The organism is Pseudomonas sp. WC1 (assembly GCF_050586565.1).
Classification (GTDB): domain Bacteria; phylum Pseudomonadota; class Gammaproteobacteria; order Pseudomonadales; family Pseudomonadaceae; genus Aquipseudomonas.
The window spans coordinates 66,066-86,844 of the sequence record NZ_JBOBDQ010000019.1 but is presented as its reverse complement, the minus strand read 5'-3'; the positions used below and the strand labels follow the sequence as shown (position 1 = coordinate 86,844).

General features: G+C 66.7%; 18 protein-coding genes and 3 pseudogenes. 4 read left to right on the top strand and 17 right to left on the bottom strand.

The window, feature by feature from the left end; genetic code table 11:
* Positions 1–150 precede the first annotated feature (150 nt).
* From paaZ to paaB, 8 genes and pseudogenes are all read right to left on the bottom strand, one after another.
* Positions 151–2,199: a phenylacetic acid degradation bifunctional protein PaaZ gene (gene paaZ / locus ACQ4OD_RS11475; RefSeq protein WP_198755396.1), complete on the bottom strand. Its 2,049-nt coding sequence runs from the start codon at positions 2,197–2,199 to the stop codon at positions 151–153.
* Between the two features lie 24 nt (positions 2,200–2,223).
* Positions 2,224–3,456, bottom strand: coding sequence for an OprD family porin (locus ACQ4OD_RS11470; protein ID WP_430944319.1), 1,233 nt, complete (start codon positions 3,454–3,456; stop codon positions 2,224–2,226).
* A 35-nt stretch (positions 3,457–3,491) separates the two neighbouring features.
* Positions 3,492–5,060 (bottom strand): annotated as a pseudogene (locus ACQ4OD_RS11465) (cation acetate symporter); the annotation flags it as partial.
* A complete protein-coding gene (locus tag ACQ4OD_RS11460; protein ID WP_258600894.1) occupies positions 5,051–5,359 on the bottom strand; it encodes a DUF485 domain-containing protein in 309 nt (102 codons plus the stop codon). The gene ACQ4OD_RS11460 and the pseudogene ACQ4OD_RS11465, both read right to left, overlap by 10 nt.
* Before the next feature lie 123 nt (positions 5,360–5,482).
* The gene (paaE, locus tag ACQ4OD_RS11455) at positions 5,483–6,559 is read right to left on the bottom strand and encodes a 1,2-phenylacetyl-CoA epoxidase subunit PaaE (protein ID WP_198755399.1); all 1,077 of its coding nucleotides are present in this window, start codon (positions 6,557–6,559) and stop codon (positions 5,483–5,485) included.
* Positions 6,560–6,574: 15 nt separating this feature from the next.
* Positions 6,575–7,099: a 1,2-phenylacetyl-CoA epoxidase subunit PaaD gene (paaD, locus tag ACQ4OD_RS11450; protein WP_102682042.1), complete on the bottom strand. Its 525-nt coding sequence runs from the start codon at positions 7,097–7,099 to the stop codon at positions 6,575–6,577.
* Positions 7,086–7,844, bottom strand: coding sequence for a 1,2-phenylacetyl-CoA epoxidase subunit PaaC (gene paaC, locus ACQ4OD_RS11445; RefSeq protein ID WP_430944318.1), 759 nt, complete (start codon positions 7,842–7,844; stop codon positions 7,086–7,088). The genes paaD and paaC overlap by 14 nt, the downstream gene beginning before the upstream one ends.
* A gap of 8 nt (positions 7,845–7,852) precedes the next feature.
* Positions 7,853–8,134 (bottom strand): 1,2-phenylacetyl-CoA epoxidase subunit PaaB, encoded by a 282-nt coding sequence (gene paaB, locus ACQ4OD_RS11440; protein ID WP_011533969.1) that lies wholly within the window; start codon positions 8,132–8,134, stop codon positions 7,853–7,855.
* Positions 8,135–8,171: 37 nt separating this feature from the next.
* On the opposite strand from paaB, the pseudogene ACQ4OD_RS11435 reads away from it, so the two are divergent.
* Positions 8,172–8,285, top strand: a pseudogene (locus ACQ4OD_RS11435) (hypothetical protein); the annotation flags it as partial.
* On the opposite strand, the pseudogene paaA reads toward ACQ4OD_RS11435, so the two are convergent.
* The 7 genes and pseudogenes from paaA to paaF form a co-directional block, all read right to left on the bottom strand.
* Positions 8,268–9,029: pseudogene (gene paaA / locus ACQ4OD_RS11430) on the bottom strand (1,2-phenylacetyl-CoA epoxidase subunit PaaA); the annotation flags it as partial. The pseudogenes ACQ4OD_RS11435 and paaA overlap by 18 nt on opposite strands.
* 395 nt (positions 9,030–9,424) lie before the next feature.
* The gene (gene paaK / locus ACQ4OD_RS11425; RefSeq protein ID WP_038707537.1) at positions 9,425–10,744 is read right to left on the bottom strand and encodes a phenylacetate--CoA ligase PaaK; all 1,320 of its coding nucleotides are present in this window, start codon (positions 10,742–10,744) and stop codon (positions 9,425–9,427) included.
* A 94-nt stretch (positions 10,745–10,838) separates the two neighbouring features.
* On the bottom strand, positions 10,839–12,059 hold the full coding sequence (gene pcaF / locus ACQ4OD_RS11420; RefSeq protein WP_430944317.1) for a 3-oxoadipyl-CoA thiolase: 1,221 nt from the start codon (positions 12,057–12,059) through the stop codon (positions 10,839–10,841).
* Positions 12,052–12,501 carry a hydroxyphenylacetyl-CoA thioesterase PaaI gene (paaI, locus tag ACQ4OD_RS11415; RefSeq protein WP_110703327.1) on the bottom strand — a complete coding sequence of 150 codons (450 nt, stop codon included), beginning with the start codon at positions 12,499–12,501 and terminating at the stop codon, positions 12,052–12,054. Before paaI ends, pcaF begins: the two co-directional genes overlap by 8 nt.
* Positions 12,494–14,011: a 3-hydroxyacyl-CoA dehydrogenase PaaH gene (gene paaH, locus ACQ4OD_RS11410; protein WP_430944316.1), complete on the bottom strand. Its 1,518-nt coding sequence runs from the start codon at positions 14,009–14,011 to the stop codon at positions 12,494–12,496. Before paaH ends, paaI begins: the two co-directional genes overlap by 8 nt.
* 2 nt (positions 14,012–14,013) lie before the next feature.
* Entirely contained in the window at positions 14,014–14,808 is a 795-nt protein-coding gene (gene paaG, locus ACQ4OD_RS11405) for a 2-(1,2-epoxy-1,2-dihydrophenyl)acetyl-CoA isomerase PaaG (RefSeq protein WP_102682036.1), read from the bottom strand.
* Positions 14,809–14,839: 31 nt separating this feature from the next.
* A complete protein-coding gene (gene paaF, locus ACQ4OD_RS11400; RefSeq protein ID WP_258600918.1) occupies positions 14,840–15,613 on the bottom strand; it encodes a 2,3-dehydroadipyl-CoA hydratase PaaF in 774 nt (257 codons plus the stop codon).
* Between the two features lie 341 nt (positions 15,614–15,954).
* Here paaF and paaY point away from each other — a divergent pair, with 341 nt between their 5' ends.
* Together paaY and paaX are read left to right on the top strand one after the other, a co-directional pair.
* Positions 15,955–16,554, top strand: a complete 600-nt coding sequence (gene paaY, locus ACQ4OD_RS11395; protein WP_110703336.1) for a phenylacetic acid degradation protein PaaY — start codon at positions 15,955–15,957, stop codon at positions 16,552–16,554.
* A 59-nt stretch (positions 16,555–16,613) separates the two neighbouring features.
* The gene (gene paaX, locus ACQ4OD_RS11390; protein ID WP_102682033.1) at positions 16,614–17,537 is read left to right on the top strand and encodes a phenylacetic acid degradation operon negative regulatory protein PaaX; all 924 of its coding nucleotides are present in this window, start codon (positions 16,614–16,616) and stop codon (positions 17,535–17,537) included.
* A gap of 48 nt (positions 17,538–17,585) precedes the next feature.
* Here the strand turns inward: paaX and ACQ4OD_RS11385 are convergent, their stop codons facing one another.
* Positions 17,586–19,169, bottom strand: coding sequence for a rhodanese-related sulfurtransferase (locus ACQ4OD_RS11385; protein ID WP_198755406.1), 1,584 nt, complete (start codon positions 19,167–19,169; stop codon positions 17,586–17,588).
* Entirely contained in the window at positions 19,166–19,768 is a 603-nt protein-coding gene (locus ACQ4OD_RS11380; RefSeq protein WP_198755407.1) for a cysteine dioxygenase, read from the bottom strand. The genes ACQ4OD_RS11385 and ACQ4OD_RS11380 overlap by 4 nt, the downstream gene beginning before the upstream one ends.
* A gap of 110 nt (positions 19,769–19,878) precedes the next feature.
* On the opposite strand from ACQ4OD_RS11380, the gene ACQ4OD_RS11375 reads away from it, so the two are divergent.
* Entirely contained in the window at positions 19,879–20,775 is an 897-nt protein-coding gene (locus ACQ4OD_RS11375; RefSeq protein WP_198755408.1) for a LysR family transcriptional regulator, read from the top strand.
* The last annotated feature ends 4 nt before the right edge of the window (positions 20,776–20,779 follow it).

The following is a 20,779-nucleotide window of genomic DNA, read 5'->3' as shown; positions in this document are numbered from 1 at the left end:
GGGGGCTGGCGGTGGGACGCTGGACCGACTATAGCGCCAGGGAAACGTTGCGCGATGTAGGGCGGATGTGCGAGGTGGCATTTTGCCTTGATTGGGTTGCGGGATGCCTGCCATCTGACTGCATGCAGGCATCTCGCCGCCCACTCGCAGTCAGCGCTTGAGCACCAAGGTCAGAATGTCATAACTGGCCACCAGCTCACCCAACTGGTTGGTCACTTCCACATCCCAGGCCACCACGCCTTGCGCCTGCCCCTGAGGGCTGGTCTTGCCCTGGTCGATCTTGCGCTTGCAGGTCAGGCGCGCCTGGATGGTGTCGCCGATGCCCACCGGGGTGATGAAGCGCAGCGTGTCCAGCCCGTAGTTGGCCAGCACCGGCCCTTCGCCGGGGCTGACGAACAATCCGGCGGCCGCCGACAGCACGAAGTAGCCGTGGGCGATGCGCTTGCCGAACTGCGACTGTTTGGCGGCGATCTCGTCGAAGTGCATGTAGAAGTGATCGCCCGACAGGCAGCCGAAGTTGACCAGGTCGGCCTCGGTCACTGTGCGCCGGTGGGTCAGCAGCGACTCGCCGATGCGCAAGTCATCGAAATGGCGGCGGAACGGGTGCACCTCGGTTTCGATCACCTCGGCCCCGCGCACGTACTCGCCGGTCACCGCCATCAGCATGCTCGGCGAGCCTTGCACCGCGGCTCGCTGCAGGTAGTGCTTGACCGCGCGCAGGCCGCCCAGCTCCTCGCCGCCGCCGGCACGGCCGGGGCCGCCGTGCTTGAGCTGTGGCAACGGTGAGCCATGCCCGGTGGATTCCTTGGCCGCCTCGCTGTCGAGTACCAGCAGCCGCCCGTGCCAGGCCGCAGCCACCGGGATGGCCTTGGCCGCCACGCCACGGTCGGCGGTGACCAGGCTCGCCACCAGGCTGCCCTTGCCGCGGGCGGCCAGGGCCAAGGCCTCGTCGAGGTCGTCGTAGGCCATCAGCGTGCTGACCGGGCCGAACGCTTCGATATCATGGGCACCGCCCTCGGCATGCGGGTCGCGGGCCAGCAGCAGGGTCGGGGCGCAGAATGCCCCCTCGGCCACGCCATCGCCGACCGGGGTGAAACCGTCACTGGCGCCCAGCAACTGCTCGCAGGTGGCCAGCAACTGGCGCACGCGCTCGGCGACATCACGCTGCTGGTCATGGGAGGCCAGCGCCCCCATGCGCACGCCCTCCACCGAAGGATCGCCCACCACTACCTTGCGCAGCCGTTCGCGCAGGCGAGTGGCCACCGCGTCGATGTGCCTGGCGGGGACGATGGCGCGGCGGATCGCCGTGCATTTCTGCCCGGCCTTGGTGGTCATTTCCCGCGCCACTTCCTTGATGTACAGCTCGAACTCCTCGCTGTCAGGGCTCACGTCCGGGCCAAGGATGGCGCAGTTCAGCGAGTCGGCCTCGGCGGTGAAGGGCACCGAGTTGCGGATCAGGTTCGGGGTGACGCGCAGCTTAGCTGCGGTGTCGGCGGAGCCGGTGAAAGTCACCACGTCCTGCCCCTGCAGGCGCTCGAGCAGGTCACCGGTGCTGCCGATCACCAGTTGCAGGCTGCCGGCCGGCAGCAGGCCCGACTCGTTCATCAGGCGTACCACGGCCTCGGTCAGGTAGCTGGTGGACGTGGCAGGCTTGACGATGCACGGCATGCCGGCCAGAAAGGTCGGGGCGAATTTCTCCAGCATCCCCCAGATCGGGAAGTTGAAGGCGTTGATATGCACGGCCACGCCCGCACGCGGCACCAGGATATGGCTGCCGGCGAAATGGCCTTGCTTGCCCAGGGGGATCGCCGGGCCTTCATGCACCAGGTTGCCCGACGGCAGCTCGCGCCGGCCCATGCTCGAATAGGCGAACAGCGTGGCGTTGCCGCCTTCGATGTCGATCCAGCTGTCGGCGCGGGTGGCGCCGCTGTGATGGGACAGGGCGTAGAGCTGCTCCTTGCGCTCGGCCAGGTACAGCGCCAGGGCCTTGAGGCGGGCGGCGCGCTGCTGGAAATCCATGGCCAGTAGCTGCTTCAGGCCCTGGGCGCGGGCAAAGTCCACGGCCTCGGCGAAGTCCGGGCGTTCCTCGTGGCTGTAGGCCAGAACGTGACCGTCGAGGGCGCTGCGCAGGGCCTGGGCGCCGTGCTGGCCGATCCAGCGGCCGGCGATGAAGCTTTGCAGGGTAGTGGCGGCGGACATGCTGTTCTCCTTTGAAGGGCGCGCTTACCAGAGCGCCAGGGTGTAGCCGATGATCAGGCGATTTTCGTCCACGGCATTGGTCAGGCCATTGCCGGAGCGGAAGGTAACGTTGCGCCAGCGCAGGCTGACGTCCTTGAACGGACCGCTCTGGATCACGTAGGTGATGTCGGTGTCGCGTTCACGCTCGCGGCCATTGTTGACCGTGGTGGTTTCGGCGTGGCGGCCGTCTGTGTAGCGGGTCATGAAGCTCAGCCCGGGGATGCCCATGGCCACGAAGTCGTAGTCGTAGCGCAGCTGCCAGGAGTCGAGCCCAGCGCGGGTGAAGGTGTTGTAGGTGACCAGGTTGACGGTGTACGGATCGCCGCCGTTGAGGAACGGGAAGGCGCTGTCGCCGGACATCTGCTGCCAGGTGGCGGTGAACTTGTGGGCCTTCACGCCCAGGGTGAACATGGCGTTGAAGTTGCGGTTGTCGATCTTGCCCGCGCGCTCGGCGCCGTCGCCGCGGCTGTCGAAGTAGCGCAGGTCGCTGCGCAGGCTGACGCCCTCGGCCAAGGGTTGGGTATGCAGAAAACCGACGTATTGCTGGCGGTAGATGTCCTCGAGCTTGGCGTAGTAGTAGCTGACGCTGGCCTGCGGAGTGATGGCGTAGCTGCCGCCGCCGAAGTCGAAGTGGTCGCTGCTGGCGGCGCCGTAGCCGATATCATCGCGCCCGGACGAGTCGCGCAGGTTGGCCTTGGTCAGGCGGCCGCCGTTGAAGGTCAGGCCGTCTAGTTCCTGGCTGGTCAGCAGGCCGCCCTGGAAGGTCGAGGCCAGCAGGCGGGTATCGTTGTACACCACCACCGGCAGGATCGGTTGCAGCGTGCCCAGGCGCAGGGTGCTCTTGGAGACCCGCAGCTTGGCGGTCAGGCCCAGCTCGCTGTAGTCATCCACCGGCTCCAGGCTGTTCGGCCCGTAGGGCAGCAGGCCGGTGTTGCGTCGGTCGCGGCTGGAGTCGAGCTTGATGCCCAGTTGGCCCATGGCGTCCACCCCGACACCAACCGGCCCCTCGGTGAAACCCGATTCGAAGCGGGCGGTGAAGCCCTGGCCCCATTCCTCGGCCTTGCTCTGCGGGGCGTTGCCCTGGCGGAAGTCACGGTTGAGGTAGTGGTTGCGCAGTTCGAGGCGGGCGTGACTGTCAGCGATAAAGTCCGCCATGGCCGGCAACGGCAGGGCGAGGGTGGCCAGCCAGGCGGCTGACTTGAGGTGTGTGCGGTTCATTGTTGTTGTACCCGACATTGTTATTGTTCTTGAGGTCAGTGCTTGCTGGCACCGGCGGCGCCGATACCGGTCATGGAGCGGATGAACTGGGCCAGGTAGCGCCCACGCTCTTCGCGCGCTTGTTCCGAGCTGTCGGTAACCGAGAAGGCCCAGGCCGCGAGGAAGGCCAGCGACATGGAGAACAGCGCCGGGTTGCTGTAGGGGAACAGCGCCCGTTTGTTGTGCAGCACGTTGACCCACACCGCCGGGCCCAGCACCACCAGCACGATCGCCGAGACCAGCCCGGCCAGGCTGCCGCCCACCGCGCCACGGGTGGTCAGGCCCTTCCAGAACATCGAGAGCAGCAGCACCGGGAAGTTGACCGAGGCGGCCACCGCCAACACCAGGCCGGAGAGGAAGGCGATGTTCTGCGACTCGAACAGCAGCCCCAGCAGCACCGCGAACAGGCCGATCCCCAGGGTGGCCAGGCGCGACACGCGCATCTCTTCCTGCTCGCTGGCCTGGCCCTTGCGCACCACGCAGGCGTACAGGTCGTGGGACACCGCCGAGGCGCCGGACAGCGCAAGGCCCGCGACCACGGCGAGAATGGTGGCGAAGGCCACCGCCGAGATGAATCCGAGGAACAGGTTGCCGCCCACCGCCTGGGCCAGGTGCACCGCGACCATGTTGCCGCCGCCGATGATCGCCCCCGTGGCGTCGCGGTAGGACGGCTCGGTGCCGACCATGACGATGGCGCCGAAGCCGATGACGATCAGCAGCAAATAGAAGTAGCCGATGAAACCGGTGGCGTAGAACACGCTCTTGCGCGCTTCCTTGGCGTCGCTGACGGTGAAGAAGCGCATGAGGATATGCGGCAGGCCGGCAGTGCCGAACATCATGCCCAGGCCCAGGGAAATGGCGTCCACCGGATTGGACAGCAGCGCGCCCGGCGCCATGATCGCCTGGCCCTTGGCGTGCACGGCCACGGCGCTGGCGAACATCGCCTCGGTGCTGAAGCCGAAATGCCTGAGCACCATGAATGCCATGAAGGTCGTGCCGCAGAGCAGCATCACCGCCTTGATGATCTGCACCCAGGTGGTGGCGAGCATGCCGCCGAAGGTGACGTACAGCACCATCAGCGCACCCACCAGCATCACCGCGTACAGGTAGCTGATGCCGAACAGCAGCTCGATCAGCTTGCCGGCGCCGACCATCTGCGCCACCAGGTACATCAGCGCCACGGCCAGGGTGCCGAAGGCCGAGGTCAGGCGCACCGGAGCCTGGGCCAGGCGGTAGGAGACCACGTCGGCGAAGGTGTACTTGCCCAGGTTGCGCAGGCGTTCGGCGATCAGGAACAGGATGATCGGCCAGCCGGCCAGCACGCCCAGGGCATACAGCAGGCCGTCGTAGCCGTTCATGAACATCATCGCCGAGATGCCCAGGAAGGACGCGGCGCTGATCATGTCGCCGGCGATCGCCAGGCCGTTCTGCATGCCGGTGAGGCCGCCGCCGGCGGTGTAGAAGTCGCTGGCCGAGCGGGTGCGCAGGGCGGCCCAGCGAGTCACCAGCAAGGTGAAGCAGACGAACACCAGGAACATCGAGATGGCGGTCCAGTTCATCGCGCGCACTCCTGCTTGACCACTTCGTTGAGCGGGTCGATGACGCGGTTGGCGCGGTGCATGTAGATGCCGGTGAGGGCAAAGGACAGCAGCACCATGAGCACTCCAACCAGCATGCCGACGCTGGTCACGCCGCCGCTGAGGGACTGGCCGAGCACGCCGGGGGCGAAGGCCACCAGCAGGACGAAGCCGTAGTAGGCGGCGAGCATGGTCAGGGTCAGTGAGCCGTTGAGGCGGCGCTTGCGCTTGATCAGTTGCACGAAGGCGGGGTGCTTGCTGATGGTTTCAAGGTGTTCGGGTGTCATGGGAGCGTTCTCTCTGGCTGTTGTAATTGTTTTTTCAGGTCACGCGTGTGTTGCCGAGGGCTTCATTGCTGGCAAGCCAGCGCTTGTGGGAGCTGGCTTGCCAGCGATGAAGGCAATGCGGTCTCAAAGCTGATCGAAGTCCAGCACCACCTTGTCGCTCAACGGGTAGGTCTGGCACGACAGCACATATCCGGCGGCCACTTCGTAGTCTTCCAGGGCATGGTTGCTGTCCATCTCCACCTCGCCCTCGATCACCTTGCACTTGCAGGTCGAGCACACCCCGGCCTTGCACGAGTACGGCAGCTCGGCGCCGATGGCGTTGCCGGCGTCGAGCACGCTGTGGGTGTTGCGCGGCAGGTCGAAGGCCAGGGCGCGGCCATCGCTGATCACGGTCACCTGGCTGACCGCCGAATCCAGCTCGCGGGCCGCTTCACGGGCCTCGCGGCGAGCTTCGCTGCCGGCGGCGGCGAACAGTTCATAGTGGATGCGCGCCTTGTCCATGCCGTTGGCCTGCAGGCTGTCGCGCACGGTTTCGGTCATGGCCTGGGGGCCGCAGATGAAGGCAGCATCGAGAGAGGCCACGTCGAGCCAGCGGGAGAACAGCTGGCCGCACTTGTCGGCGTCGATGCGGCCGTTGTACAGGTCGACGTCCTGTTGCTCGCGGCTGAACACGAAAATCAGGTTGAGGCGCTCGAGGTACCGGTTCTTCAGGTCCTCGAGGCGGTCGCGGAACAGCGCGCTGTTGCTGGCGCGGTTGCCGTACAGCAAGGTGAAGCGGCTGTTGGGTTCAGTGGCCAGCGTGGTGGCGACCAGCGACAGGATCGGAGTGATGCCGCTGCCGGCGGCCACGCCCAGGTAGTTGCCCCGGCGCGTCGGTTCCAGCGGCACGAAGAAGCTGCCCGAGGGCGGCATCACTTCGAGCTGCTGGCCGGCCTTGAGCATTTCGTTGGCAAAGGCCGAGAAACGACCGCCCGGCACGCGCTTGACGGCGACCCGCAGCTCGTCGTCCTGCACCGCGCTGCAGATCGAGTAGGAGCGGCGCACCTCTTCGTCATCCAGGTGGGTGCGCATGACCAGGTACTGGCCCTGGGTGAAACGGAACTCATCGCGCAGGTGCGCGGGCACGTCGAAGGCGATGGACACCGCGTCCCGGGTCTCCTGGCGCACTTGCTTGATGGTCAGGCTGTGAAACTGGCTCATGGCGTTCTCCACGGCTCAAAGGCATTTGAAATAGTCGAACGGTTCCAGGCAGGCGCGGCAGCGGTACAGGGCCTTGCAGGCGGTGGAACCGAACTGGCTGAGCAGTTCGGTATCGGCGCTGCCGCACTGCGGGCAACACACGCTGGGTGCCGCACCACGCAGGTTGGCGCGGCCCTCGGGTGGGGCGATACCGTAGGCGCGCAGCCGCTCACGGCCTTGCGCACTGATCCAGTCGGTGCTCCACGCCGGGGTGAGACGACGCTCCAGCGCCGGCTCCGCGAATCCGGCCTGTTCCAGGGCCTGGCGAATGTCACTCTCGATCACCTCGGTGGCCGGGCAGCCGGAGTAGGTCGGGGTGACCACCAGGTGCAGGTGGCCGGCGCGCCAGTCGAGGTCGCGCACAACACCTAAGTCGACCACGCTGACCACCGGTACTTCCGGGTCCATCACCTCGGCCAGCACCGCCCAGGCCCGGCTCAGGTCGCCGTCGCGCAAGTCCCTGGCGCCCCGGTCGCCAGCGATCAGCTCACCAGGTTGCATCGGGGTAGGCTCGCGGCAGGAACTGCATTTCAGCCAGCAGCAGGCCGAGGTGTTCGGTGTGCAGGCCCTTGCGCCCGTCCAGGTAGAAGTGGCTGGCGGCCTTGGGCAGGGGCAGATCGACCGAGGCGAAGATGGCCGTGACGGTGTTCAGCCAATGCTGGGCGATCTGCGCCGGGTCGGCGCCGATACCGGCTTTGGCCAGCTGGACTTCGCCGTCGTTGGCCACGCTCAGTTCGACCGTGAAGCGCCACAAGGCCGGGATGGCTTCGAGCATGCGTCGGCGGCTTTCTTCCGTGCCGCCCCCCAGGCGCTGTACCCATTCGCCGGAGCGGCGCAGGTGATAGGTGACTTCTTTCAGGGCCTTGGCGGCGATGCCGGCGATGCGTTCATCGCGCGAGGCGCTGAGCGCTTCAAGCGTGGTGTGGTGCCAGGCGTCGTACAGGAACTGCTTGAGCAGGGTCACGGCGTAGTCGCCGTTGGGTTGCTCGACCAGCAGCAGGTTGCGGTAGGCGCGTTCGTCGCGACGGAACACCAGGGCATCGGCGTCGCGGCCGTCGTCCAGCAGCTCGGCGGCGTAGTCCAGCCAGTTGCGCGCCTGGCCCACCAGGTCGAGGCCGACGTTCATCAGTGCCAGTTCTTCTTCCAGCGCCGGCGCCTTGCCGCACCACTCGCACAGGCGCTGGCCCTGAACCAGGGCGCTGTCGCCGAGCAGCAGCAGGTATTGGATAAGTGCTTGCTTGTGCATGGCGGGCCTCACATGTGTCCGACTTCGGCGGGCAGCTCGTAGAAGCTGGCATGGCGGTAGACCTTGTCGTCCGCCGGGGCGAACAGTGGGTCCTTCTCGTCGGGAGAAGAGGCGGTGATCAGCGCCGAGGGCACCACCCACAGGCTCACGCCTTCGCTGCGGCGGGTGTACAGCTCGCGGGCGTTCTCGATGGCCATGGCGGCGTCGGCGGCGTGCACGCTGCCCACATGCTTGTGGTTCAGGCCGTGCTTGCTGCGCACGAAGACTTCGAACAGGGTCCATACAGACATCAGGGGTATCTCCGCATCATTCGCCGCTTCAGGCGGCATTCTTGTTCTGTTGCTTGCGCGCATAGGCCACGGCGGCCTCGCGTACCCAGGCACCGTCTTCGATGGCCTTGCGGCGGGTGGCGACGCGCTCCTGGTTGCAGGGGCCGTTGCCCTTGAGCACCTCGTAGAACTCATCCCACTGGATCTGGCCGAAGTCGTAATGGCCACGCTCGGCGTTCCACTTGAGCTCAGGGTCGGGAGCGGTGCAGCCGAGCAGTTCCAGCTGCGGCACGGTCTGGTCGATGAAGCGCTGGCGCAGTTCGTCGTTGCTCTGACGCTTGATCTTCCAGGCCATGGACTGGGCGCTGTTGGGCGAGTGTTCGTCGCTGGGGCCGAACATCATCAGCGCCGGCCACCACAGGCGGTCGATGGCGTCCTGGACCATGTCCTTCTGTGCCTGGGTGCCGTGGCGCATCATGGTCAGCAGCAGTTCATAGCCCTGGCGCTGGTGGAAGCTTTCTTCCTTGCAGATGCGCACCATGGCGCGGGAGTAGGGGCCGTAGGAGGTGCGCTGCAGCACCACCTGGTTGACGATCGCCGCGCCGTCCACCAGCCAGCCTACCGCGCCCATGTCGGCCCAGCTCAGGGTCGGGTAGTTGAAGATGCTCGAATACTTGGCCTTGCCGCTGTGCAGCTTGGCGATCTCTTCGTCGCGGTCGGCGCCAAGGGTTTCCATGGCGCTGTACAGGTACAGGCCGTGGCCGGCCTCATCCTGGATCTTGGCCATCAACTGCAGCTTGCGCTTGAGCGAAGGGGCGCGAGTGACCCAGTTGCCTTCCGGGAGCATGCCGACGATCTCGGAATGGGCGTGCTGGGAAATCTGGCGGATGAGCGTCTGGCGGTAGGCCTCGGGCATCCAGTTCTTGGCTTCGATCTTGATCTCGGCGTCGATCTTCTCCTGGAAGGCGCGCTCTTCGGGCGACATCTCTTCCAGGGTCTTCAGGCGTTTGACGCCGGTTTCTACGAGCTGTGCGTACATGGTCGGGCTCCCGCTGATGGGCTGCTTGGGGCGTGGGTCCTTTATAAGCGATACAAAACACAACATCAAACTGTATTTGATGTATCAAATAAGATTTATGTATCGCTTTGCGGCCAATCGCTGGCAAGCCAGCTCCGGTGCAGCACAGACCTAAGGAATTGCGCGATCGCTGTGGGAGCCGGCTTGCCGACGAAAGGGGCGCAGGCGCCCCCAGCTTTCTCAAGGCAAAAAAAGCCCCGGATCAGGCCGGGGCTGAACGGAATGCCGATGAGTCAGCTGGCCAGCCGCTTGTCATACACGTGACAGGCCTTGCCCTCTGAACGTTTCAGCGTGCCGCACGGCTGCAGCTGGATCTGCGTGCTGATGCCGATGTAGGTCTTGATCTGCTTCGCCAGTTCACCCACCACCTGCTTGCGCTGGCCCTCGTCGAGGTACTGGCTGTCGCTGCGCAGTTCAACGTGCACCTCGACGCTGTCGAGATTGCCATTACGATACAGGTGAATCTCATACAGCTCGGAAAGCTGTTTTATCTTGAGTACCTGCTCCTCGATCTGCGTCGGGAACACATTGACCCCGCGGATGATCAGCATGTCGTCGCTGCGCCCGGTGATCTTGCCGATGCGCCGCATCGGCCGCGCCGTGCCCGGCAGCAGGCGGGTGAGGTCGCGGGTGCGGTAGCGCACCATCGGCAACGCCTCCTTGCTCAGCGAGGTGAACACCAGCTCGCCGAGCTGGCCGTCCGGAAGCACCTGGCCTGTGACCGGGTCGATGATCTCGGGGTAGAAATGGTCTTCCCAGATGGTCGGGCCGTCCTTGGTCTCGATGCACTCCATGGCCACACCCGGGCCCATGATTTCCGACAGCCCGTAGATGTCCAGGGCGTCGATGCCCAGGCGCTGCTCGATGGCGCGGCGCAGTTCATCGGTCCAGGGTTCGGCGCCGAAGATGCCCAGGCGCAGCTTGAGGTCGTGCGGGTCGATGCCCTGGCGCTCGATCTCGTCGGCGAGGTTGAGCATGTACGAGGGGGTAACCATGATGATGTCCGGCTGGAAGTCGCGGATCAGCTGCACCTGTTTCTCGGTCTGGCCGCCGGACATGGGGATCACCGTGCAGCCCAAGCGCTCGGCGCCGTAGTGCGCGCCCAGGCCGCCGGTGAACAGGCCGTAGCCGTAGGAGACATGCACCTTGTCGCCGCGGCGCCCGCCGGCGGCGCGAATCGAGCGCGCCACCACGTTGGCCCAGGTGTCGATGTCGTTCTGGGTGTAGCCGACCACCGTCGGCTTGCCGGTGGTGCCGCTGGAGGCGTGCAGGCGCACCACTTGATCCTGGGGCACGGCGAACATGCCATAGGGGTAGTTGTCGCGCAGGTCGTTCTTGCCGGTGAAGGGGAAGCGGGCCAGGTCCTCCAGCGATTTCAGGTCGTCGGGATGGGCGCCGCAGGCGTCGAAGCGCTGGCGGTACAGCGGCACATTGGCGTAGGCGTGGTTCAGGCTCCAGCGCAGGCGCTCCAGTTGGTGCTGGCGCAGTGCGTCGAGGCTGGCGGTTTCCATCGGGTCGAGCAGGGCGCGGTCGGCATCGTGGTAGAGATTCATGGTTTCACTCGAGTTGTTCTTGTCGTGGGCCGGGGCCCTGAGTGTCATGGCAGGCAGCATACTGCCCGCGTCGCTTGGCGTCTCTGGCGGCTGATCAGAGGCGTTCGATCACCAGGGCGATGCCCTGGCCGACGCCGATGCACATGGTGCACAGGGCGTAACGGCCGCCGGTCAGCTCCAGCTGGTGCAGGGCGGTGGTGACCAGGCGTGCGCCGCTCATGCCCAGTGGGTGGCCCAGGGCGATGGCGCCGCCGTTGGGATTGACCCGCGGATCGTCGTCGGCCAGGCCCAGCTCGCGCAGCACGGCCAGGCCCTGGGCGGCAAAGGCTTCGTTGAGCTCGATCACGTCCATGTCGGCCAGTGCCAGGCCGGTCAGCTCCAGTACCTTGTGAGTCGCCGGCACCGGGCCGATACCCATGAGGCGTGGCTCGACGCCCGCCACCGCAAGGCCAAGCACCCGGCCACGGGCCTTGAGGCCGTGGCGTTGCGCGGCCTGTGGGCTGGCCAGCAGCAGGGCGCAGGCGCCGTCATTGACGCCCGAGGCATTGCCGGCGGTGACGCTGCCGCCCTCACGGAACGGCGTGCCCAGGCGCGCCAGTTGTTCCAGGGTGGTGTCGCCTCGTGGATGTTCATCGTGCTCGACGCGTTTGGGCGGGCCTTTGCGCTGCGGGATCTCCACCGTGACGATCTCCCGGGCCAGACGACCATTGGCCTGGGCGGCGGCGGCCTTGAGCTGGCTGCGCAGGGCGAAGGCATCCTGGTCTTCGCGGGCGATGTTGAAGCGCTCGGCGACGTTCTCGGCGGTTTCGGGCATCGAATCGATGCCGTATTGCGCCTGCATCGACGGGTTGACGAAGCGCCAGCCGATGGTGGTGTCGAACAGCTGCGCGCTGCGGCCAAAGGCCTGTTCCGACTTGCCCATGACGAAGGGTGCCCGCGACATCGACTCGACGCCGCCGGCCAGCATCAACTCGGCTTCGCCGCAGCGCAGGGCGCGGGCAGCATTGCCGATTGCGTCCAGGCCCGAGCCGCACAGGCGGTTGATCGTGGTGCCGGGCACCTCGATCGGCAGCCCGGCCAGCAGGCCGGCCATGCGCGCGACGTTGCGGTTGTCTTCGCCGGCCTGGTTGGCGCAACCGAGGATCACATCGTCCAGTGCCGCCCAGTCGAGTCCGGGATGGCGCGCCATCAGCGCCTTGATCGGCACCGCGGCGAGATCGTCGGGGCGCACGCTCGACAGGGCGCCGCCGTAGCGGCCGATGGGGGTGCGCACGGCATCGATGATCAGCGCGTGGGGCAGGCTGGCGTCAGTCATTTGAAGTCTCCGGCGACAGCACGGTGCCGCGCACTTTGTAGGATTTGCCGTGGAACAGGGCGATCAGTTCGCCCTGCTGGTTCTCGATGCGCACGTCGTAGTTGCCGGTGCGGCCTTTGCGGCTTTGTTCGCTGGCGCTGGCCTGCAGGCGGTCGCCGAGCCGCGCCGGGGCCACATAGTCGATGCTGCAACCCAGGGCCACGGCTGCTTCATCGTAGCTGTTGCAGGCGAAGGCGAAGGCCGAATCGGCCAGGGCGAACAGGTAGCCGCCATGGCAGGTGCCGTGGCCCTGGATCATGTCGGCGCGCACGGTCATGCCCAGGCGGGCGCTGCCGGGGCCGGCTTCGAGCAGCTCGATGCCCAGGCCCTGGCTGGCGGCGTCACGGCCGAACATGGCCTCGGCGCAGGCGCGGGCCAAAGTGTGTGCGGATTGATCAGCCATGCAGGCGACCTCCTTCGGCGTGGGTGCGGCGCAGCAACAGGGACGGGCGGTAACGTTCCTCGCCGTAGCTGCGTTGCAGGTTGTCGAGCACGTTCAGGGTGTAGCCGATGCCCAGGTCGTCGGCCCAGGCCAGCGGCCCGCGCGGGTAGTTGACCCCGGCGCGCATGGCCAGGTCGATGTCACCGGGAGTGCCTACTCCTTGCAGTACGGCGTCGGCGGCTTCGTTGGCGAGCATGGCCACGGTGCGCAGCACCACCAGGCCGGGCAGGTCGGCGACCGGGCAGGCGCTCAGGCCAGCCCGGGCAAGCAGGCCGACGGCCTGGTCCAGGGCCTCGGCGCTGCATTCGGCACCGTGGCTGATGGCCAGGCGCGTGGCGCTGGCGTAGTCCAGGGCCAGGTCCAGCAGCACCAGGTTGCGCAAGCCGTCCTCGCGCGCGCGCTGGCTGGCCAGTCGGCCATCGGACAGCGCCAGGGTGGCATCTCCCACACGGACCAGGCCGGCGCCGGCGCGCTCGGTGACGCCGACACCGTTGGCGCGCAAGCGCTCGACCAGGGGCTGCAGGGCACCCAGGTCGCCTTCAACCGTGCAGCGCTCTACAGGCGTCTGGCTGGTCAATGTCGCGGGCTGTAGCCGTTCGGCACCCTCGGCGTAGCTATAAAAGCCCTGGCCGGTCTTGCGCCCGAGGCGCCCGGCGTCGACCAGCTCTTTCTGCACCAGCGACGGCTGGAAGCGGAAATCGCCATAGAAGGCTTCGAACACCGAGCAGGTCACCGCGTAGTTGACGTCATGACCGATCAGGTCGGTCAGTTCGAAGGCGCCCATGCGAAAGCCCCCGGCATCGCGCAGAAGGGCATCGAGGGTGGCGCAGTCGGCGGCGCCTTCCTGCAGCAGGCGCAGGCTTTCGGCATAGAAGGGCCGGGCCACGCGGTTGACGATAAAGCCCGGCGTCGAACGGGCATGCACCGGTTGCTTGCCCCAGGCACGGGCGGTGTCGTAAAGCGTGGCCGCCAGGCTCGGCGCAGTGGCCAGCCCGGAGACGATCTCCACCAGCGCCATCAAGGGCGCCGGGTTGAAGAAGTGCATGCCAATGACCCGCTCCGGGTGCTTGAGCCCGGCGGCGAGGCTGGTGATCGACAGCGAAGAAGTGTTGCTGGCCAGTATGCAGTCCGTGGCGCACAGGGCTTCAAGCCGACGCAGCAGGTCCTGTTTGACTGGCAGTTGTTCGACGATGGCTTCGATCACCAGATGGGCCTTGGCCAGGGCGTCGAGGCTGTCCACCGGTTGCAGCCGGTCGCGGATTGCGCTGCGGCTGTCAGGCGCAAGCTTGCCTTTTTCCACCTGCCGGCCGAGCAGGCGATCGATGCCTTCGATCGCCTGCTCGGCTGCGCCGGGGCGCGTATCGTAGAGACGCACGGGATGACCGGCCTGGGCCGCCACCTGGGCGATGCCGGCACCCATGGCGCCTGCACCGATTACTGCCACCAGGGCGTCGTTGTCGAGTGCGGCCATGGTCAGCGCCCCTTGAACACAGGTGTGCGTTTGTTCATGAAGGCGCTGACGCCCTCGCGGTAATCCTCGCTGCGCCCGGCCAGGCGCTGGAGGTCGCGCTCCAGTTCCAGCTGTTCATCGAAGCGGTTGTCGAAACTCTGGTTGAGGGCACGCTTGATCAAGGCCAGGCCGTAGGTGGGCTGGGCTGCCAGGTGACGGGCCAGGCCGAGTGCTTCGTCGCGCAGCGCGGCATCGTCCACCACCCGGTGGATCAGCCCCCATTGCTCGGCCTGCTCGGCGCTCAGGCGCTCGCCCAGCAGGGCCAGCGCCTTGGCCCGGGCCATGCCGACCAGTCTGGGCAGCAACCAGGTGCCGCCGGAATCCGGCACCAGGCCAATCTTGCAGAACGCCTGAATGAAGCTCGCCGAGCGTGCCGCCAGCACCAGGTCGCAGGCCAGTGGCAGGTTGGCCCCGGCACCGGCGGCCACGCCGTTGACCGCGCAGATCACCGGCAGCGGCAGGTCGCGCAGGCTGCGCACCAGCGGGTTGTAGAACTGTTCGATGGATTGGCCGAGGTCAGGCAGCTCGGCGCCGGGCGCGACATTGCGGTCGGCCAGGTCCTGGCCTGCGCAGAAGCCACGGCCTTCGCCGGTCAGCAGCAGCACGCGGGCGTGGTCGCTGTGGCGTACCTGCTTCAAGGCCTCGCGCACCTCCAGGTGCATCGCGGTATTGAAACTGTTGAGCTGCTCGGGCCGGTTGAGCGAGAGGAGGGCGACGCCGTCGTCGCCGATGGAAAACAGGATGTGCTGGAAAGACATGACTGGCTCGCTCCGTCAGTCGGTGGAAGGCTTACAGCCCTTGGAATCGGGCCGGGCGTTTTTCCTGGAAGGCGCGGATGCCTTCGTTGCGGTCGGCGGTGCCGGCCAGCAGGGTGAAGGCATGGCGCTCGAAGCGCAGGCCGCTCGCCAGGTCCATGTCCTGGGCCTTGAGCAGCGCCTCCTTGGCCAGGCGCACCGCCAGCGGCGCCTTGGCGGCGATGGCGACGGCCACCTGCAGGGCGCGCTCGACGGTGAGTTCGGGCTCGGTGACTTCACTGACCAGGCCGGCCTGCAGGGCATGGCGGGCGCCGATGGCCTCACCGCCCAGGACCATCTGCATGGCCAGCGGCTTGCCCACGGCGCGCAGCAGGCGCTGGGTGCCGCCAGCCCCGGGAAGGATGCCGAGGTTGATTTCCGGCTGGCCGAAACGGGCGTCGCTGCCAGCGATAACGATGTCGGCGCACATCACCAGTTCGCAGCCGCCGCCTAAGGCGAAGCCGTTGACGGCGGCGATCAGAGGTTTGGCGAAGCCGGTGATGCGTTGCCAGTGGGCCACCCGCGGGTCTTCGAGGATGCCGACCAGGTCGCGCTGGGCCATTTCGTTGATATCGGCGCCGGCGGCGAAGGCCTTGCGGCTGCCGGTAATGACCACGGCACGGATCTGCGGGTCCTGGTCGGCGGCATGCAGTTCTGCGGCCAGCTCTTCCAGCAGCGCTGTGTTCAGGGCGTTCAGGGCCTGCGGGCGGTGCAGGGCGATCAGGCGGACACCGTCCGCTGGGGCCTGCACGATGAGGTTGCTTGGCATGGGATACCTCGGGCTGCACGTTCGGCGCCGGCTGGGGCCGGCTTTTCTTGGAATTGTTCGTGGTGCTGGGGCAAGTATATGTTCAATACGATACATAAAATCAACATGGAAATTGTAATTGCGTATCTATATGTGAGGCGAGTTACGCTGTCGTGGGGCAAGCCCGCTCCCACGCAGCCTCGCTCTTACTATCACTCGGGGGGAGCGGGATTGCCCCACGATGAAGTCTTCACAGGTCTGAAGCTTGGTGAAGAAAGCGATACACCAGCAAGGCATTGACTAAGTGATTTGATCTGATACAGGATCGATAAGTCTTCTGAATCATATCGAGAGCCAGACCCATGCCCTGCTACCGCCTCGACGGCCTCACCCCCGTGGTCCACCCCAGCGCCTACGTACACCCAAGCGCCGTGCTGATCGGCGACGTGCTGGTCGGCGCAAACTGCTACATCGGCCCCTTGGCCTCGCTGCGCGGCGATTTCGGGCGAATCATCCTGGAGGAGGGCGCCAACCTGCAGGACACCTGCGTGATGCACGGTTTTCCCGGCGGCGACACGGTGGTCGAGCGCAACGGCCATATCGGCCATGGCGCCGTGCTGCATGGCTGCCGGATCGGCGAGGATGCCCTGGTCGGCATGAACGCGGTGGTCATGGACGCCGCGCATATCGCCCCGCGCTGCATCGTTGCCGCCACGGCCTTCGTCAAGGCCGGCTTCGAATGCCCGCAGCAACACCTGGTGGTCGGCGCGCCGGCCGTGGCCAAGCGCCCGCTCAGCGACCAGGAACTGGCCTGGAAGCAGCGCGGTACCGCCGAGTACCACCGCCTCGCCCGGCGTTGCCTGAGCGCGCTGGTGGAATGCCCGCCATTGACCGCGCCGGAGCAGGACCGCCCACGCATGGGCGACTCCGGCTTCAGGCCCAAGGCCGAGGGCGGTGCATGAGCCTTGCGCGGTCGCGGCAGGCAGGTATAGTCGAGGCTTTAGCCGCGCCTCGTTCCCCCATGAGCAGCCTTGCCCCCCTGAATCACCTGATTACCCGTTTCCAGGAGCAGACGCCGATCCGCGCCAGCTCCCTGATCATCACCCTCTACGGCGATGCCATCGAACCCCATGGCGGCACGGTCTGGCTGGGCAGCCTGATCAACCTGCTGGAGCCGATGGGCATCAACGAGCGGCTGATCCGCACCTCGATATTCCGCCTGACCAAGGAAGGCTGGCTGACCGCCGAAAAGGTCGGCCGGCGCAGCTACTACAGCCTCACCGGCACCGGCCGGCGGCGCTTCGAAAAAGCCTTCAAGCGCGTCTACAGCGCCAGCCTGCCGGCCTGGAACGGCGCCTGGACCCTGGTGCTCCTGGCCCAGCTCGACGCCACCAAACGCAAGGCCGTGCGTGAAGAGCTCGAGTGGCAAGGCTTCGGCGTCATGGGCGCGAACCTGCTGGGCTGCCCGCGCACCGACCGTGCCGACCTGGCCGCCACCCTGCGCGAGCAGGATGCCGAGGACGACTGCATCGTCTTCGAAACCCACGCCCAGGAAGTGCTGGCCTCCAAGGCCCTGCGCGCCCAGGTGCGGGAAAGTTGGAACATCGAGGAACTGGGCCAGCACTACAGCGAGTTCATCCGCCTGTTCCGCCCGTTGTGGCAGGCGATGAAGGACCTGGACGCGCCAAGCCCGCAGGACTGCTTCCTGGCGCGCACGCTGCTGATCCACGAATACCGCCGCCTGCTGCTGCGTGATCCGCAGTTGCCGGACGAGTTGTTGCCGGGGGATTGGGAAGGGCGCGCGGCGCGGCAGCTGTGCCGCAACCTGTACCGGCTGGTGCAGGGCAGGGCGGAGGAGTATCTGGCCAGCGCGCTGGAAACGGCGGATGGGCCGTTGCCGGATGCCAACGAGAGTTACTATCGACGCTTCGGCGGGCTTGGCTGAGTGAAAGGAACGGGCAAGCCCTCTCGTGCGAAGAGGGCGTGCAATTTGTCAGATGACAAAGAACCCATGGGTTCCGTCACGCCCCAACTGTTCCACCAATCCGAACTCCCAATCCAGATACCCCTGCATCGCTTCGCGCGGGCTATCGGTACCCTCGTAGGGCCGCCGATAACGATCTATGCGCGGCGCACCCAGGCGCTGCTCGCCTTGCTCGGTCGGCAGCCCGGCGGCGTTCCAGGCGCTGTTGCCGCCCTCGAGCACGAACACCGGCTTGCCGCTCAGGGCCGCCACCTCTGGTGCGGCATAGCGCGCCAGTTGGCTCGAGCCGCAGGTCAGGACGAAGTGCCGTGCTGCCGGTAATGTGGCCAGTACTTCTTCAAGTTGGCTACGCAGCGCCCACACCGCACCGGGAATATGCTGCCTGACATGGTTGGCGCTGGTGGTGAAGTCCAGCACCTGGGTGCCCGGCTCCGAAAGCCAGTCGGCGAGGAGGGCGGGGCTGATGGTTTCAGCCTCGGGCGGTGCCGGCACGGGCGCGACCCAGACGCCGGTTTCCGTGAAGTCGTCAGACGACAACCCATCGAGCACCGCCACCGCCCAGCCCATCTGGGCCAGCCACGACGCACTCATGTTGGCGCGCACGCCGTCGTCGTCCACCAGCACCAGGCGCGCGCCGCGCACACTGGCGACATGGTCGGTCTCCTGTACCAGTTGGCCACCGGGCGTGGAGCGGGCGCCGGGCAGGTGGCCCAGGGCAAACTCCTCGGGCGTGCGCACATCGAACAGGTAAGTGGTGCGCTGCGCTTCGGCCTGCCATTGGCGCAGGCCTGCCGGATCGATGCGTGCCACACCGGCGCGGTCGGCCACCTGGCGGGCGCGTTGCGCGGCGCTGTCGCGGGTGGTGGCGGTCACTGCGCGGAAACGGCGCGACTGGCCATGTTCCAGTGCCTGCCCGGCAAGGGTCCAGCCGATGGTGCCGTTGCGCAGGGCCGCCACCGGGTTGGGGACGCCGGCATTGACCAGCGATTGGGTGCCGATGATGCTGCGGGTGCGCCCGGCGCAATTGACGATCACCCGGGTGGCCGGGTCGGGGGCCAGCTCCGCCACGCGCAGCACCAGCTCGGCGCCGGGCACGCTGATACCGCTGGGGATGCTCATGGTCTGGTACTCGTCGAAGCGGCGGGCATCCAGCACCACCACATCGGCGTTGGCGTCGAGCAGCGCCTTGACCTCTTCGGCCGGCAGCGACGGTGTATGGCGCTCGGCCTCCACCAGCTCGCCGAAAGCCTTGCTCGGCACGTTGACGTCTCGGAACAACTCGCCACCTGCTTCGCGCCAACCGGCCAGGCCGCCGTCGAGCAGCGCCACGTCGGTGTAGCCCAGGGCGAGCAGGCGCTGCGCGGCGGTCAACGCCAGCCCTTCGCCGTCGTCGTAGACGGTGATGGGCGTGTCGCGCCGTGGCACTCGGGCGTAGATCTCCAGTTCAAGGCGCGACAGCGGCACATTGGCGGCGAACAGCGGATGGGCCTGGGCGAACGGGTCTTCCTCGCGGACATCGAGCAAGGCCAGCTCCTGGCCGGCAAGCAGTGCGGGGCGGATAGCGTGGTAGCTGCGGTGGGTAGCCTGGCTCATGCGCGGTTCTCTTTCGATAGATCCCAGAGGTTGGGCAGGTGGCTGTTGGAATAGCCGGAAATGAAGGGCTTCTCTTCGCCCTCGGCGCTGTACACCGCACGCCGCACGGCGCCGATGTTGGCGCCGTAGACATGGATGCTGACGGAAGTACGGTCGGCATGGGCATTGCGCACCTGGTGCAGGTCGCCGATGCGCGGCGACACCGCGATCACCTCGCCGGGCGCGAGCCGCTCGGCCGGGCCCTCCGGCTGCAGGGCACCGTGCGCCAGGGCATAGCCCTGGCTGATTTCGCTGCCGCGCAGCATGCCGATCAGCCCCCAGGTGCGGTGGTCGTGCACGGGTGTTTCCTGCCCCGGCCCCCAGACGAAACTGACGATGGAGAACCGCTGGCCGGAGTCGGCGTGCAGCAGGTATTGCTGGTAGCGCTCCGGGCTGGGCCGGGCGTAGTCGTCCGGCAGCCAGTCGTCGACACTGACCAGGTCGCGCAGCAACCGCGCGCCGTGGTCGAGCAGGCGCGGCTCGTCCGGCGCCTGGGCGAGAAGGTCGGCCAGCTCGCCGATGAAGCTGCGTAGCCGTCCGAGGTTGGGCGTTTGAGACATGGGTTCCCTCGATGTCCGTCAGGTTAGGCAGCGCCGGGCGCTACCGTGGCGAGGAAAAAGGTATTATTCTTTTTGCGTATTTTTCCAGATATTTATTATGCGAATTAAGAATGAAGATAGATGATATCGATGCATTCGTGGCCGTCATCCGCAGCCAGTCCATCAGCCAGGCGGCTGAATCGCTGCGCCTGACCCAGCCGGCCATCACCCGTCGGGTGCAGAACTTCGAGGAAGCCCTCGGCGTCAGCCTGCTGGACCGCAACACCAAACCATTGAAACCCACGCCCATGGGCATGCGCGTCTACGAGCAGTGCCGGGCGGTGCTGCGCGAGATGGACGCGCTGCGCGAACTGGTGCTCAGCGACGCCTTGCCCAGTGGCGCGCTGCGCCTGGGGGTGCCGCAGACCATCGGCGACGTGGTGCTGCTCGACGCCCTCAGCCAGCTCAAGGCGCTGTATCCCGACCTGCAGACCCAAGTCGCCACCGGTTGGGGCAGCCACCTGCTGGGCAAGATGGAGAACGGCGAGCTGGACGCGGTGGCGGCACTGTTCCCGGCCGGCAAGGTGTTCCCCGAGGGCATCGTCGGTCGCTCGTTGGCGCGCATGGACCTGGTGGTGGTGGCTGCCCGCGGCGAGGTGGGCAAGCGCAGTTGCAAGCTTGCCGACTGCTACCAGCGTGGCTGGGTGCTCAACCCCGACGGCTGTGGTTTCCGTGCCGGTCTGCAGCGGGCGTTGAACGACGAAGGGCTGTCGCTGCGGATCAACCTGGAAACCTTCGGTACCGAGTTGCAACTGGGCTTGATCGCCAATGGCCTGGGCTTTGGCCTGGTGCCACGACCGTTGCTGGACAACAGCCGCCACCGCGAGCGCCTGGACATCGTGCAGGTAAGTGATTTCAAGCCGGTGATCGACTTGTGGCTGATCCATCCGCGTTTTCTCGGCAACCTGCAGGCGCCGGTAGCGTTGTTTGGCGAGACCGTGGCGCAGCGGGTGGCGAACCAGGGGTGAGGTT

What these genes read in the sequence shown, in the direction of transcription:
- paaZ (WP_198755396.1), bottom strand. Translation starts at nt 2,199, where the DNA reads ATGTCCGCCGCCACTACCCTGCAAAGCTTCATCGCCGGCCGCTGGATC.
- ACQ4OD_RS11470 (WP_430944319.1), bottom strand. Translation starts at nt 3,456, where the DNA reads ATGAACCGCACACACCTCAAGTCAGCCGCCTGGCTGGCCACCCTCGCC.
- ACQ4OD_RS11460 (WP_258600894.1), bottom strand. Translation starts at nt 5,359, where the DNA reads ATGACACCCGAACACCTTGAAACCATCAGCAAGCACCCCGCCTTCGTG.
- paaE (WP_198755399.1), bottom strand. Translation starts at nt 6,559, where the DNA reads ATGAGCCAGTTTCACAGCCTGACCATCAAGCAAGTGCGCCAGGAGACC.
- paaD (WP_102682042.1), bottom strand. Translation starts at nt 7,099, where the DNA reads ATGCAACCTGGTGAGCTGATCGCTGGCGACCGGGGCGCCAGGGACTTG.
- paaC (WP_430944318.1), bottom strand. Translation starts at nt 7,844, where the DNA reads ATGCACAAGCAAGCACTTATCCAATACCTGCTGCTGCTCGGCGACAGC.
- paaB (WP_011533969.1), bottom strand. Translation starts at nt 8,134, where the DNA reads ATGTCTGTATGGACCCTGTTCGAAGTCTTCGTGCGCAGCAAGCACGGC.
- paaK (WP_038707537.1), bottom strand. Translation starts at nt 10,744, where the DNA reads ATGAATCTCTACCACGATGCCGACCGCGCCCTGCTCGACCCGATGGAA.
- pcaF (WP_430944317.1), bottom strand. Translation starts at nt 12,059, where the DNA reads ATGACTGACGCCAGCCTGCCCCACGCGCTGATCATCGATGCCGTGCGC.
- paaI (WP_110703327.1), bottom strand. Translation starts at nt 12,501, where the DNA reads ATGGCTGATCAATCCGCACACACTTTGGCCCGCGCCTGCGCCGAGGCC.
- paaH (WP_430944316.1), bottom strand. Translation starts at nt 14,011, where the DNA reads ATGGCCGCACTCGACAACGACGCCCTGGTGGCAGTAATCGGTGCAGGC.
- paaG (WP_102682036.1), bottom strand. Translation starts at nt 14,808, where the DNA reads ATGTCTTTCCAGCACATCCTGTTTTCCATCGGCGACGACGGCGTCGCC.
- paaF (WP_258600918.1), bottom strand. Translation starts at nt 15,613, where the DNA reads ATGCCAAGCAACCTCATCGTGCAGGCCCCAGCGGACGGTGTCCGCCTG.
- paaY (WP_110703336.1), top strand. Translation starts at nt 15,955, where the DNA reads ATGCCCTGCTACCGCCTCGACGGCCTCACCCCCGTGGTCCACCCCAGC.
- paaX (WP_102682033.1), top strand. Translation starts at nt 16,614, where the DNA reads ATGAGCAGCCTTGCCCCCCTGAATCACCTGATTACCCGTTTCCAGGAG.
- ACQ4OD_RS11385 (WP_198755406.1), bottom strand. Translation starts at nt 19,169, where the DNA reads ATGAGCCAGGCTACCCACCGCAGCTACCACGCTATCCGCCCCGCACTG.
- ACQ4OD_RS11380 (WP_198755407.1), bottom strand. Translation starts at nt 19,768, where the DNA reads ATGTCTCAAACGCCCAACCTCGGACGGCTACGCAGCTTCATCGGCGAG.
- ACQ4OD_RS11375 (WP_198755408.1), top strand. Translation starts at nt 19,879, where the DNA reads ATGAAGATAGATGATATCGATGCATTCGTGGCCGTCATCCGCAGCCAG.